At 42.2% G+C, this 13,417-nt stretch carries 18 protein-coding genes; 14 read left to right on the top strand and 4 right to left on the bottom strand.

Annotated elements, in window-relative coordinates:
* Positions 1–3: 3 nt before the first annotated feature.
* A complete protein-coding gene (locus WC743_RS03705; RefSeq protein ID WP_373010438.1) occupies positions 4–1,377 on the top strand; it encodes a RagB/SusD family nutrient uptake outer membrane protein in 1,374 nt (457 codons plus the stop codon).
* 18 nt (positions 1,378–1,395) lie between these two features.
* The gene (locus WC743_RS03700; RefSeq protein ID WP_373010437.1) at positions 1,396–1,953 is read left to right on the top strand and encodes a TlpA family protein disulfide reductase; all 558 of its coding nucleotides are present in this window, start codon (positions 1,396–1,398) and stop codon (positions 1,951–1,953) included.
* A 49-nt stretch (positions 1,954–2,002) separates the two neighbouring features.
* Here the strand turns inward: WC743_RS03700 and WC743_RS03695 are convergent, their stop codons facing one another.
* The 3 genes from WC743_RS03695 to WC743_RS03685 all read right to left on the bottom strand — a co-directional run bounded on the left by WC743_RS03695 (position 2,003) and on the right by WC743_RS03685 (position 3,614).
* Positions 2,003–2,311: a hypothetical protein gene (locus WC743_RS03695; protein ID WP_373010436.1), complete on the bottom strand. Its 309-nt coding sequence runs from the start codon at positions 2,309–2,311 to the stop codon at positions 2,003–2,005.
* Between the two features lie 147 nt (positions 2,312–2,458).
* Positions 2,459–2,893, bottom strand: a complete 435-nt coding sequence (locus WC743_RS03690; RefSeq protein WP_373010435.1) for a MauE/DoxX family redox-associated membrane protein — start codon at positions 2,891–2,893, stop codon at positions 2,459–2,461.
* Between the two features lie 154 nt (positions 2,894–3,047).
* Positions 3,048–3,614 (bottom strand): Crp/Fnr family transcriptional regulator, encoded by a 567-nt coding sequence (locus WC743_RS03685; RefSeq protein WP_373010434.1) that lies wholly within the window; start codon positions 3,612–3,614, stop codon positions 3,048–3,050.
* Positions 3,615–3,837: 223 nt separating this feature from the next.
* Here WC743_RS03685 and WC743_RS03680 point away from each other — a divergent pair, with 223 nt between their 5' ends.
* The gene (locus WC743_RS03680) at positions 3,838–5,136 is read left to right on the top strand and encodes an aminotransferase class I/II-fold pyridoxal phosphate-dependent enzyme (RefSeq protein WP_373010433.1); all 1,299 of its coding nucleotides are present in this window, start codon (positions 3,838–3,840) and stop codon (positions 5,134–5,136) included.
* 174 nt (positions 5,137–5,310) lie between these two features.
* A complete protein-coding gene (locus WC743_RS03675) occupies positions 5,311–6,492 on the top strand; it encodes a hypothetical protein (protein ID WP_373010432.1) in 1,182 nt (393 codons plus the stop codon).
* On the opposite strand, the gene WC743_RS03670 is transcribed toward WC743_RS03675, so the two are convergent.
* Positions 6,493–6,720: a hypothetical protein gene (locus WC743_RS03670; protein WP_373010431.1), complete on the bottom strand. Its 228-nt coding sequence runs from the start codon at positions 6,718–6,720 to the stop codon at positions 6,493–6,495. It lies immediately after the preceding gene.
* A 128-nt stretch (positions 6,721–6,848) separates the two neighbouring features.
* Here WC743_RS03670 and WC743_RS03665 point away from each other — a divergent pair, with 128 nt between their 5' ends.
* The 10 genes from WC743_RS03665 to WC743_RS03620 all read left to right on the top strand — a co-directional run bounded on the left by WC743_RS03665 (position 6,849) and on the right by WC743_RS03620 (position 13,414).
* The gene (locus WC743_RS03665) at positions 6,849–7,085 is read left to right on the top strand and encodes a helix-turn-helix domain-containing protein (protein WP_373010430.1); all 237 of its coding nucleotides are present in this window, start codon (positions 6,849–6,851) and stop codon (positions 7,083–7,085) included.
* 482 nt (positions 7,086–7,567) lie between these two features.
* Positions 7,568–8,509 (top strand): toprim domain-containing protein, encoded by a 942-nt coding sequence (locus WC743_RS03660; RefSeq protein WP_373010429.1) that lies wholly within the window; start codon positions 7,568–7,570, stop codon positions 8,507–8,509.
* A gap of 5 nt (positions 8,510–8,514) precedes the next feature.
* Positions 8,515–9,345 carry a site-specific DNA-methyltransferase gene (locus WC743_RS03655; RefSeq protein ID WP_373010428.1) on the top strand — a complete coding sequence of 277 codons (831 nt, stop codon included), beginning with the start codon at positions 8,515–8,517 and terminating at the stop codon, positions 9,343–9,345.
* Positions 9,346–9,465: 120 nt separating this feature from the next.
* Positions 9,466–9,876, top strand: a complete 411-nt coding sequence (gene mobC / locus WC743_RS03650; RefSeq protein WP_373010426.1) for a plasmid mobilization relaxosome protein MobC — start codon at positions 9,466–9,468, stop codon at positions 9,874–9,876.
* A gap of 75 nt (positions 9,877–9,951) precedes the next feature.
* Positions 9,952–10,437, top strand: coding sequence for a hypothetical protein (locus WC743_RS03645; protein ID WP_373010425.1), 486 nt, complete (start codon positions 9,952–9,954; stop codon positions 10,435–10,437).
* 294 nt (positions 10,438–10,731) lie between these two features.
* Positions 10,732–11,724 (top strand): relaxase/mobilization nuclease domain-containing protein, encoded by a 993-nt coding sequence (locus tag WC743_RS03640; protein ID WP_373010424.1) that lies wholly within the window; start codon positions 10,732–10,734, stop codon positions 11,722–11,724.
* A 22-nt stretch (positions 11,725–11,746) separates the two neighbouring features.
* Positions 11,747–12,373 (top strand): ParA family protein, encoded by a 627-nt coding sequence (locus WC743_RS03635; RefSeq protein WP_373010423.1) that lies wholly within the window; start codon positions 11,747–11,749, stop codon positions 12,371–12,373.
* Entirely contained in the window at positions 12,361–12,720 is a 360-nt protein-coding gene (locus tag WC743_RS03630) for a hypothetical protein (protein WP_373010422.1), read from the top strand. The genes WC743_RS03635 and WC743_RS03630 overlap by 13 nt, the downstream gene beginning before the upstream one ends.
* Positions 12,717–13,133, top strand: coding sequence for a hypothetical protein (locus WC743_RS03625; protein ID WP_373010421.1), 417 nt, complete (start codon positions 12,717–12,719; stop codon positions 13,131–13,133). The genes WC743_RS03630 and WC743_RS03625 overlap by 4 nt, the downstream gene beginning before the upstream one ends.
* Positions 13,130–13,414 carry a hypothetical protein gene (locus WC743_RS03620; protein WP_373010420.1) on the top strand — a complete coding sequence of 95 codons (285 nt, stop codon included), beginning with the start codon at positions 13,130–13,132 and terminating at the stop codon, positions 13,412–13,414. Before WC743_RS03625 ends, WC743_RS03620 begins: the two co-directional genes overlap by 4 nt.
* Positions 13,415–13,417 lie beyond the last annotated feature (3 nt).

Genomic DNA, 13,417 nt, shown 5'->3' with positions numbered 1-13,417 from the left:
ACCATGAAAAATCAAAAACAGTTACTTTTTGTCATAGCCATGGGGCTTATCGCTTCAATCGCCTCCTGCAAAAAATTCGTAGACATCGACCCACCGAAAACACAGGCAGTTTCGGAAAACGTATTTGCTGCTGATCCCTCCGCTACTGCTGCAACCGTTGGAGTTTACAATCAAATGGTTACTTATAACCTAACCTACCTGAATGGCGCGATCACAGTTTTTGCCGGTTTGTCGGCTGATGAAATCAGCAATGTTAATCCAAATCCAAGTTATGACGTTTTTCGGACCAACGCACTTTTAGCAGATAACGATGATGTAGAGACAAAGTTCTGGACAGCAGCCTATAAGTATATCTATCAGACAAATTCCGTTATGGAAGGAATTAAGAACTCCACTGGAATGTCAGTGGCGTTAAAGAACCAGTTGCGTGGGGAAATGCTGTTCACCAGAGCTCTTAACTACTATTACCTTGTTAGCTTGTTTGGCGATGTGCCATTGTTGTTAACTGCCGATTATACCGTAAACGGTTCCGCTCCGAGGACATCCACGGAAAAGATATTTCAACAACTATCCGCTGATTTAGTTGAAGCCAAGCAATTACTTGCGGACAGTTATGGGAGTGCCTCCAATTTAAGACCAAACGAAATGGCCGCCGCTGCGCTATTGGCCAGGATTTACCTGTCTCAAAAAGATTGGACAAATGCGGAAGCAGCGGCAACAACAGTGATTAGTTCCGGCAATTACCGACTGGAAGCTGATGTCAATAAAGTGTTTCTCAACACTTCTGCCGAAACGATTTTCCAGTTAGGGAGGCCAAGCAGCAATACCTCCGAAGGTATGACATTCAATCCCCTTACTTCATCTTCAAAACCTTCATTCATGCTCACAGCTTCGCTATTGAATGCATTTCAGCCAGGCGATAGCCGGAGAACCAGTTGGGTAAACAAAAGTGTGGCTAATGGAATCACTTATTATTACCCGTACAAATACAAGATAAGAAACAGCACGACAGTTACCGAAAATGAAGTTGTATTGCGATTGGGTGAAATTTATTTGGATCGCGCGGAAGCAGCAGCCCAGCAAAATAAATTAGCCGAAGCATTGGCTGATCTTAACAAGATCAGAAACCGCGCCGGATTAGGCACTTCACCCGCAATCAGGCAATCAGACTTACTACAGGCAATTAAACAGGAAAGACAGGTGGAACTCTTTACAGAATGGGGGAGCCGCTGGCTGGACCTCAAAAGAACAGGAACGATTGATATTACGCTCAGTGTATTAAAAGGCGATTCGTGGCAACCAAGCGATGCGTTATACCCAATCCCCCTTGCAGAGATCAAGCTTAATCCATTTCTGACGCAAAACCCAGGTTATTAAAGTATAAAAGAAAAAGCAATGATTCAATTAATTTTAACACTGCATCTACTTTGTGCAACTCCCATATGCAAAGAAATAGATACTACTTCATATCCTAAAATCGGCCGAAAATGCCCTTCCTTTATTTTCGAAGATGTGCAGTATTATTCAAGAAGCAAAATGTCATTAAAAGACTTTAAAGGCCGGTGGCTGGTCCTGGATTGTTGGAATCGTTATTGTTCAGTTTGCTTGGAAAGGATGCCGGGACTGGACAGTTTGTCGAAACTGTTCCCGAAGCAGATATGCTTTATGCTTGTCGGTTATACCGGTTCAAGGTACACGCATCGCTCGGATAATAAAGTAATTCATGATTTATACCCGAAGCTCAAAAAAAACCTGAATATTAATTTGCCGATTGCTTATGATTCGGTACTCTTCCATCGGTTTGAAGTAGGCCCTTGTCCGTACGTTATCGTGATTGACCCATCGGGAATTGTCAGGGCAGTAACAACTCATTTAGATAAACAGGCTATAAAGGATTTATTAGCAGGCCGGAAACCTCATTTAGACAAAGCGTTAAACCGGAAAGGATTCTAAAAAAGAAAGCCATATAAACGATTATGGCTTTCTTTTTTACGTTATTGCCTTAATTAGGCTTTTTGATGTCGTCGGTACCCCCGGAACTTTCGGGGAATGAAGTCAGTTCAGAAGAAAATCCGCGTAAACAGTCTTTTACAGTGCCTGATGCGCAAGGTGAATTGACCTGGCTTTTTTCGGACTGTACATAAAACGCATCCTCATTAGGGATATAACCGCCAGTATGCATCGCGTCATAGGTAACTTTATACCAATACAGGGCTGCTTTTTTTTTGTGGGCTACATTATGACTTGTAGTAAATGCACTTGCAGTAACTGCAATAACAATTGCCAGTACTCCTAAAATTTGTTTTTTCATAATATCGAATGCTTTATTAAATCAAAAAACATTCAGAAAAACTTCAGTGTGTATTTGAGATTTGTTGCCTACTCTGTTTTCGGGTTTTCGGCTCCGCCTGTGCATTTCATCTGCAGCAAACTGTTGCTGGTGAAAGGCGTTTGTATTTTATTCTTCTTTAACAACAAGCCTCCTTTCTCTGTTTGTAATGAATATGGCGAGGATACTTAACAGCAGGAAGCAAAGATTAAATACAAGATGCATTTTCCAGCCAAGGGCTTTAATTACCCCGCCACAAGAGCAAGGTACACGGCCGAAATAGTTTAAAAGCACTAAAGCGATATATCCTGTAAATATCGTCATAAGGAAAAGGGACAAATAAAAGCCGTAAACTTTAGTTTTCTCAAAAAGCAAAAGCAACGCCGTTACAATTTCGATTTCCGGAAGTGTCCAAATTAATAATGTTTCCACGGGGTGCGGTAGCGTTTGATTGTACATCTGCCCTTTGAATTGGTTAAAATCAATTAGTTTGCTCGTCGCGGTATACACAAATAGTAGTATGAGCAAAAAGGAAATGATATCGGTGACGGTTTTACTTTTCATAGCTAGGTAAACTGCGTTGTAAAATTACGCAGGCGGTTTGTTTCGGCCTTGTGATTCAAATCGCTATTTACAAGGAGGTTTCTCGCAGTTTTAAATGAAATTTTCTCAGTGAAGTGTGATGCAAATCACAATTGAAAATCGTTTTATGGTAATCTTAGTTACGGCTGATGTAACGGGTAAGGGTTTCCCTGGTGAGGTGAAGGTAGGATGCTATTATTCTCGCCGGCACTTTTTTGAAAAGATTGGGTCTTTTTGTACGAAGAGTGATATATCGTTCTTCCGGTGGTAGGGCTATCAATTTTTGTATTTCATATTCCTCGTGCTGATAACGGAGCAGCATGTTTTTAATGAGGCCTGTAGTTTCAGGGTATTTAGTATCCAGTTCGCGCAATGAGGTATAACTTAACGTAATTAGCGTAGATGCCTCTATGATTTCCGTGTAGAAATAGGACGGCACTGCATAATAGCCCTGATAGGAAAACAAGATGTCATTTGCTTCCCAAAACTTGACCGTGTGTTCATTGCCATGATGGTCATAATAATAATTTCTGATTAGCCCTTTTTCTAAAAAATAAATGCGGTTTTCCTGTTGCCCGGCAGCATGAAGGATTTGATGCGTTTTATAATATTCTTCTTTCAACCTTCCTTCCAGGTCAGTAATTAACTCTGGCGATAGATCGCCATGCTCAGTTATGAATTTTATTAGTCTTTCTGTATTCATATTACAGACTATTTAATGGTTCAACTTCTCATCAATTCAAATCATTAGCACGAAAAAAAGGCTTTTGAAAGAAAGGTTGCAAAAATAAATGACCAGAATCTCAAAAACGGGGACATCGTAAAATATTTACTAATGGTTAATAAAATGTTAAAAAAAAGTTGCATGTCCCAGTTTTTCAATTTTCCGAGACTTATTTTTAGTTCTACATCTAAATTTTATAAGTATGAAAGCAATTGATTTTACAACGGCAAGCTTCAAGGATTTTGAAAATATTCCAGAGCAGGATATCTACGCTACTGCTAAGGAATTTGTAGCATATCTTAATTTCCTAAAAGATAACGGGCATCTCAATTACCGTATTGAATCGCTGTCCCCGGTTGGACCGGAAATGAATTTAATGCTGCCAGGCGATAGCCACCCGACCTGGTGTGTCTGTTTGGTATCCAATGACTATCTCGGATTTAGCCAACACCCGCTGGTCAAGTCAGCGGTCATAAAAGGGGTGGAAATGTTCGGTACAGGTTCCGGGGCACCTCCGGCAATCGGCGGGCATTTTGTCTATCATGAACAACTTGAAAAAAAAATAGCAGCGTTTTATAACCGAACAGATGCAATACTCTATACCACCGGTTACACGGCTAATAGTGCGACCCTTCAATGTATCCTGTATAGGGATAATAAAGATAACGATCCTAAAAAGAACGACATTGCCATCCTGGATATGAATGTACACGCCAGTGTATACGAAGGTGTGCTCAATACCACCACGGCAAAGACTTTCCTGCACAATGACCTGGTTATGCTGGAACATGTACTTAAACATGCAAAAGACAATTACCGCACCAAAATGGTGATTATCGATGGCGTTTACAGCCAGGATGGGGACGTGGCACCGATTGATGAAATCGCAGAATTGACGCACCGTTATGGCGCTTACCTGGTTGTTGACGATGCCCATGGCATAGGGGTTGTCGGTAATACGGGCCGGGGCGTAATCGAAATGTACAATGCCTTTGATAAAGTCGATATCATTACCGGCACCTTTAGTAAGGCGCTTGGCAACATCGGCGGCTACGTTATTGCCAGCCCTGAGCTTATTACCTACCTGAAATACCAGTCTAAACAGCACTTGTTTTCTACTACCGCCACACCCTCCGTAATGGGTATCCTAAAAGCCATTGACCTGATCGACGAAGAACCCATTTGGAAGGAACGTCTTTGGGAAAATATAAATTATTTGAAAAATGGATTGATCAGCTTAGGATTTGACGTTGGTACAACCGCCTCCGCCGTAGTTCCTGTCAAGGTAGGCGATATTATGAAAACATTGGAAGCGGGCAGGTTATTGTTAAAATTAGGGATCTATACCAACCCGATCATGTACCCGGCCGTGTCCAAAAAGAATGCGCGCATCAGGATGAATATCATGGCTACACATACCAAAGAACATCTTGATAAGGTGCTAAACGCTTTTATTGAGGTTGACAGGCAATTGTTTATTTCCAATAAACACATTAAATAATTGCAGAAATCCATTTGTCTCTTTATCAATCATTATTAAAAATAATCCATCAAGCAGTAAATAAAATGTTGCATCAAAAAATTCACGTATTCTCCAATATATTTCAAGGTTTCTACCTTAAATCCGTAATCCCCAATTATTTATTGCAAGAGGAAAATTTATCTGAAGTCAACTATGAATTTAATATCCGAACAGCTTCAGCTTTTTGTGAGCGATTCATTAGATCCACAAAAATTTGCTGGACACCATATTTCAAATAAAGAGTTTGAAGGATGGAAGGTCTTTTTAACAAAGGAAATTGCTGTGTTAAAACATTTGCCGTGCCCTTTCTCTGAATTAAGATATAACAAGAGGATAGCTTTCACCGCAGCGTTTATCAATCAAATTGTTGATTTAAGCAATCTGGTCAATTTTTATCTTAACAAACTCCGCCCTATTTGGAAAGACCACCCGCAGGCCGATCAAATCAAGGCGAATTACATTTTTACCTGTAATGCTTTAGAAGAATTAATAACATCATTGTTAGCACGCCGTGCTAATGCAAGGACTGCGATAAAGATCTCCCATTATAACCTGCCGCAGGTAAAAATGCAACTCAAAGAAAGGCTAAGATTATTGACCTCGCATTTAAATCCTGCCCATATAGATGAAGAATTAAAAGAATTGGTACTGACAGGATTCTCCCAGTTGATAACTCAGAAGGACCTGAGGACAGTTGATCAGGATTATTTTAACCACTTATCCGCACTCATTCTGAAGATGGATAAGTTTGATACACGGCAGCTCATGGATCTCTTAATAACCAATGACTTTAACCTTGCTGAATTCTTCCATTATTGCATCAATTACTGGCGGAACAGAATGTCCGACATCCCGGGACTGCATGAGCAGCAGGAAATGTTGCTGATTGAAAAGGACATGCTTTATAACCTGCATATAGATAAAGGCTTGCGAATGCCCGATGCCTCATCCGTTTTATATGATGATTTATCCGGGTTTCTTTCTGAAAAATATCAGTATGTAAAGCAATTATTGAGGCTCAGAAGGGAAGCGGCGATGGATACAGAAAAAGCCAGGGCCGGTGTTCGGTTTTTAATGAATTTGCCGGTACCGCAGTTCGGGCTTTTTATCAGGATGCAGATCGAAAAAGGGTTATTGCCAAAAGAGAAAGTGGGTGAGTTATTCAGCTTTTTTGCCCTTCACTTTTATACACCGCATACCTTGTTCATCTCTGCAGAAAGCTTACAAAAGAAATCGACCAACGTGGAATTTTCTACAGCGCAAAAGATGAAAAGCCAGCTGATCGGCATGCTAAACTGGTTAAATACAAACTTCAACCTATCGAACTATAATTGATCATAACTGCTTTTCCTGGAATTGCCGGAGCAAGTCCTGTTCCTTCAACAGGTCAAGCATATCCGCATACCAGGTAAACGTAAATTCCTTATGTTTCTTCAATTTAGCAAGATTCACCTCCATTACATCGCCGAGGTTGAATAATCCTAACCGCTCTGCCTGCTGGATAAATTGATTCCCCACACCCAGTGTTGAAAAGGAACAATTAAGCTTACTCACTTCTACCATTGTTGTTGGAAATTAAATTCATTTTGAATATATCAAAATTGGCTATTATCATACAAACCTAAAAACAAAAATATAGATATGAAATATACTTCATACTAAACAACGTATTTGTATCGCACATTCGTTGTGTGAAGAACGTCCGAAATGAACCTGTCATCAAAGCACTTGGCCAGCGTGTCAGGCAACTTAGAATCCAAAAAAAACTTTCCATGGAAAAACTGGCTGAATTATGTGATATAGATTATCGCCAGATCTCCTATGTAGAACTGGGACAAACCGATGCTTCCATCAGCACAATTTCAGCTTTATGCAAAGGCCTCGAAATTACCTTAGCCGAATTAATGGATGCGGATGATTTGAAGTAACATATTATTTATCAATTAATTACTGATTATCATTTTAGTCAAATCCGTGTCCGTAGACAGGGGGGTGAAAAATTCATTTCACCCCCTTTCACTGGTTGCGCATCCCCATATCCGCTTGCTTTGCTCTCATAATTACCACGATGGTAATCGGTCAATCGGCTTTAGTCGGTTGTCCAGCAAGCGTTATTTGAAAGGCGGGGACAAAGCATTATCCTGTGAGAACCAACAGGAAATTTTGCGAAGGCAAGGCATATTGGCCTGCTGAAAGCGCATTGGCACCAGCGATGGCGGGGGAAAGACTAACCCGACGCGAGTAGTCCCGAAATATATATACCGGCAGAAGCGAATTTTTTCGGGACCGATACCCGCTGCCGGTACGAGTGGCTCATACAGCTGCTGCACTGAACTTCTAATACCAGTGTCTTTTATTTTTTGCCGGCAGATATACCATCCCCGGTTCCTTTTATTCAAACCCATTATTTATGTCTAATTTATTAACGGCCAAAGAGCTCAAGGAACAGGGCTCTTTGGTAGACCTGTTAAGCCGTTTGGGATATCAGCCCGTTCCCAAACGTGGTCGTGAAAAAATGTATATCAGTATGCTGAGGGATAACGATACCAATCCGTCATTCAGCGTTAATGATGACCTCGGCGTTTGGTTTGACCATGGCGATGGAAAGGGCGGAAACATTATTGATTTTGGATTGGCCTACTGGAAGAACTTAGGGTTTAACGAGGTCGTTAAAAAAATCCAGGAGGTTTGTTCAATAGAACCGGTACAGCAAAGAGCGCCAAGGCCGCGGAAGCCGGTCAAGGTCCAGCATGTGGTCGAACGGGTAAAACCATTAGGGACACATCCTGCAATTACCGACTATCTTAAAGGTCGCGGCGTTTTTGAGGTCGCTAAATTTTACCTGAGCGAAGTGTATTATTATGTCGAAGATGAAAACGAAGTACGTAAACATTATTTCGCTGCGGGCTGGCTTAATGAGAATAATTCCTGGGAAGTTCGCAACCGTTATTTTAAGGGCTGCATGGGTCATAAAGGCATTACCTTTATTCCTGGCCATCCTAAAAATGCCGTGGTTTTTGAAGGCTTTATTAATTTCCTGAGCTGGCGTTATGAGCATCCCGAAGCAGATCATAGCGTAATCGTGTTAAACACCCTGACCCTATTACAACAAGGTATCAATAAAGCAAAAGCTTTCTCTTCGCTGGATATTTATTTTGACCGGGATAAAGCAGGTAAATCATCCAGCAGGGACTTTCTAAAGGCTTTACCGTATGCTACCGACCGTTCGGCGGTTTATGACGGTTTTAATGATTATAACGATAAGATCAAGGCGCAGCTTAAAGTTGTTGCCACAGCGCAGGAAAACAAATCAAATTTCTTTGCCAATGTACGGGTGCCTTTTATAAGGTAGGGCCTATGTTATCACTTGAACGATACTTAAACCAGGTAACCGAAGGGGATTGCCTGGAAGTGATGAAAGATCTTCCCAATGGTTCCATTAACCTTATTCTATGTGATCTGCCCTACGGGACAACCCTGAATCCCTGGGATATTCCGATCGACTTTAACCTGTTGTGGCAGCAATATGAGCGGATCATTAAACCCAATGGAGTTATCGCACTGACCTCGGCGGGTGTCTTCACCGGAATAACTATTCTCAGTAACCCCTGCTGGTTTAAATACAAGATTGTCTGGATCAAATCAAAGTCCACCAACTTCTTAAATGCCAAAAAGCAGCCGCTCCGCAGGCATGAGGATATCTGTATTTTTTATAATAAGCAGCCATTATATCAACCACAAATGATTCCTGGGAAACCATACAATAAAGGATGGCGAAAGGAACAGACAACCGGCTGCTATGGAAAATACCATACCTCACAGGCCAAAAGTGACGGCAATCGCTATCCATATGATATTTTATTTTTTGATGAGGAAGAGCCTGACGACTGGTTTTATTGCAGGACCTGTGAGCATGAGGAAACCTGGCCTTTTCACCCGACCCAAAAGCCGGTTGACCTGGGCCGTTACCTCATCCGTACTTTTACCTTTCCTGGTGCGGTGGTGCTGGACAATGCCTGCGGCTGCGGCTCCTTTCTGGTCGCAGCCATCCGTGAGGGCCGCAAATTTATTGGCATCGAAAAAAACACCGGAGCCTATCACCAGAAGTTAAAGCCCATAGATTTTGTCAAAATAGCCAGGGAACGGATAGCGGCAGAGCCGCCACCCAACTTCCTGTTTGATGGTTGAAAATCCAAATTGATTATCAGGATTTCTGTTGCTTTTGCAACGGCAAGATGTCTTTTTGTTTCACAAAAAGTCTCTTGCCCTCCCGGGGGGACTTAAAAAAACTTCGCAACTCGTTTTTTCATGGAGCACTTCAAGAAACTGAATGGAAGGCCTAAATTAAAGGAGGGGAAACGCACCAAATTTATCAATGTCAGGTTTACCGAAGAAGAGTACAGGGAAATTACCGAATTGGAAAAAGAGTTAGCGGTATCTAAAACTGACCTTATCAGGATGCGGATTTTATCCAATACTAAACAAACAGTAATTAATTCAAAAGAGTTAATTAAATACCTGGACAGCGCTGGTGCCGAAATGGGCCGGATCGGCAACAATATCAATCAGTTAGCTAAACATGCCAATGTCCTGAAACTACGAGGCGCATTACATCCTGCGATAGTGAAACAATTCAACCAATTATTTGAGGAATACATACAGGTAAAGCAGCGGTTCGAAGCAGCCCTTCGGAAAATCATACGCTCCATGGGTGTTTAACTTTTTCTGTCTCAAAATGAGACAGTTACCATTACATAGCCTTGTAATGGATGTAAATCAACTTATCAATATGGAATGATTGTTATCGATCATATCAGGTGTCCGCTGCATCGCTATACCTTTACCATCAAGCCTATTCGGGATTGGGTTGAAAATAATTGCGAAGGAAATGTGTTAAATCTTTTTTGCGGCAAAACCCCTCTGGCCGTAAACGAAACGCGAAACGACCTTAATTTGGAAATAGAGGCCGATTTTCACCTTGATGCGTTGGAATTGTTGCGTACCTGGAACGGCCCCAGGTTTCAAACCATCCTGTTAGACCCGCCATATGCCTATCGCAAGAGCATGGAATTGTATAATGGCGCAGTCTGCAGTCCCTTCAGGCAGCTAAAAGACGCTATCGGAAAGTGCATCATGCCAAACGGCATAGTCATCACTTTCGGCTACCATTCTGTATCGATGGGTAGGAACCGTGGTTACACTTTAGAAAAACTTGCCATATTCAGTCACGGGGGAGCAATTCATGATACCATCGCCAGTATGGAAAGGTTTACCCGCTAATGAGCTCGACGGCTCGCAAGATCAACAGCTTAGTGGATTACCTGCTTATGAGATCAGCAGCTCGCAAGATGAACAGATTACCGGATTACCCGCTTATGAGGTCGGCGACTCGCAAGATTAACAGCTTATTAGATTACCTGCTTATGAGGTCGGCGGCTCGCAAGATTGGCAGATTACGGGATGATTAGCTTAGCTGCTTTATCGATGCCCGGCTCTTAGCTTATCTACTACTAAGATCAGCGGATTTGGCGATCAACAGATTTAGCAGTTCGGTTTTCTTAAAACATCAAGATAATGATAGCGCATATTCTTGAAAAACCTTCCAGGACATTTGCCGGTGTTAAGTACAATACAAATAAAGTTGACAGGAATACCGGGGAACTGATGCTGATAGCCAACTTCGGGGCGATGCATGCCCTGAGTAATCCCCGGCCACAGGACCTCGTGAATTACCTGCTCATGGTGTCAGCTCAAAACAAGGCCATCAAAAACACCCAGCTCCATGCGGTAATTTCTGCTACGGGACGTAACTATAACAAACAAGAACTGACCAAAGCGGCTGTCATGTGGCTGAAGGAAATGAAATACGGCGACCAGCCCTACCTCATTGTCTTCCATAAAGACACCGATAATAACCATGTACATGTAGTTACGTCCCGTGTAGGAAAAGATGGAAAACAAATCGACCGCGATTACGAACACGTTTGGGCCGTACGAAATATCAATAAGGTCTTGGGCTATGATTTCGCGATGCAATACCGGTTCAGTACCAAAGCACAGTTTTATTTGATCCTGGAAAACCAGGGCTTTCTGGGACGGGATTATTTAAACGAAGCTAAACTTCAGAAAAAAATAAATGCGTATAAGCCGGATAAGGCAAGAATAGCTGAGCTAAAAGACTTATTTATCGCGCATAAAGCATCTCCCGGTTTTGTTGAATACATGCGATCTCGCTATAAGCTCGACCTGGTTTTCCATGCTTCTGAAGGGAAAACGCCCTATGGCTATACGGTGATTGATCATGCAACCAAACAGGTTTTTAAAGGAAGCGAAATTTTAAAACTGCAACATCTCCTGGAAACGCATATCGAGACCGGTCCGGTATATATACCACCAAAGGTCGATTTACATGATTACCTGCAGGAGGAAGCCATTACCTACTATTCTGAATATGCGCCAGAACCGGTACACATCAGGCCGGTCTGGATCGCCGACGATGTAGACGACCAGCAGGTTCTCGGCATGAAACGCCGTAGACAAAGGAAAGCAAGAACAAATACCCGGTAAGGGAATAAACCCATGAAAACTTATGATCTGTTTATTTGGAAACCAAAAGGGTGGCGTAGGAAAAAGTACGCTCACCGTCGTATCAGGGAATTACCTGAGCCTGGCCAAAGATTGGCCGGTAACCATTATTGATATGGATTACCAGCAATCCATCTCCCAGAAGTTTGAAAAGGCCAAGGTTTTGGAGAATGAAGAACCGTATGACGTCTTACCAGCAAATCTCGAAAGCTTTTCACTGTTAATTCCCGTACTGACAAAGAATAAAAAAGACGCTGTATTGATCGACCTGCCCGGTAAACTTGATGATGACGGCCTGATCCCGGTATTTAAATCCGCCGACCTGGTCATCTGCCCTTTTACTTATGATGAATTTACGTTTGAGTCGACCGTATTATTCGCGGTTGTACTGAAAAAAGTCAATCCCAATGTGGAAGTAGTTTTTATCCCCAACCGGATCAAAGCAAACGTAAAGTTTGAGATCATGAGTGAGGTCAACGAACAGCTCTCCAAGTTCGGAAAGATCACGATGGCGATTCCGGACCGTATCGACTTCCAGCGGATCACCACCTTTCAAACTCCTTTATCCCTCGACGTTATTATTACACCCATCCTTGACGAAATATTTGCCAACCGCTTATGGAAAAAATGAAATCATTAGCAGACCAGCTGCGTGAGAAAATGGTTAAGCCGGGCGAAAAGCGAGGCAGCGATCAATCGGATCATAACACTAAAAAAACTGCCCCTATCAAAAAGAAGGAAATCGGGGCGCCGGAAGTTCCGATACTAAAGGTACTGATGGACTATGATAACAGCGACCATAAAACGGCAGTGCATTTTCGTTTTGATAAACAGACCGCGGATTTCCTCAACCAGTTTAAAATAGCAACAGGCATTGACGCCACCAAGTTCGTTGCCTACGCTGTCCGGCAGTTCATCAACGACCATCCCGAATTAAAAACGATCATTAAACAATTTATTCAAAAATCATACTTATGACGCGCTTTAAATCTTTACTTGGGTTGCTATGTACCTACGCAGCCTATTACACGGTGGTCAATCTTTGTGACCAAAGAACGGAAAAACCATCAGCGGCAAAGCCTCCTGACGAAAAAGCAGTAAATGATCAGACTTTCGAAACCGAACCCTTTAAACAGCAGGCAAGTAAGTCAAGAACGGTACTCGTGCACAATACGGTAGCCAGGTCTATTTATGCTTATGATAACAGTAACCATAATACCATGGTTCACGTTCGGTTTGACGCGCAGACAGTGGACCTGCTGAACAAGTTTAAAATGGCGACCGGCACTGACATCACCAAATTGGTTGCCTTTGCGGTTAAATATCTTTTCGAGACGAATCCCGAGCTCAAAACTATCATCAAACAATTTATAAAAAACACAGAATTATGACCTGGATAAAATTTGCCCTTTGGCTGCTTGGTATCTATACCAGTTATTATGCAATACTCATCTTTTGGGATCACCTGCGAACTAATAGTGGGGAACCCGGACACGATAAGCATGAACTCACTTTTGTTGAAGATATCGAACCCGTGAAACCACCAACAGATGAAGTTTCTGCTTCAGGAAAGGAATCTTCGGTTGCCTTTTCAGGTGGTGTGAGCCTTAAACAGCTTTTTAATCTCGCCCGTGAGGAATCGGTCGAGTACATCAAATCGGTAAGCTTTTAATGA

It is taken from the genome of Mucilaginibacter sp. (assembly GCF_041660805.1).
Lineage (GTDB): Bacteria > Bacteroidota > Bacteroidia > Sphingobacteriales > Sphingobacteriaceae > Mucilaginibacter.
Note: the sequence above shows the minus strand (reverse complement) of the source record. Positions and strands in the feature narration are given on the sequence as shown.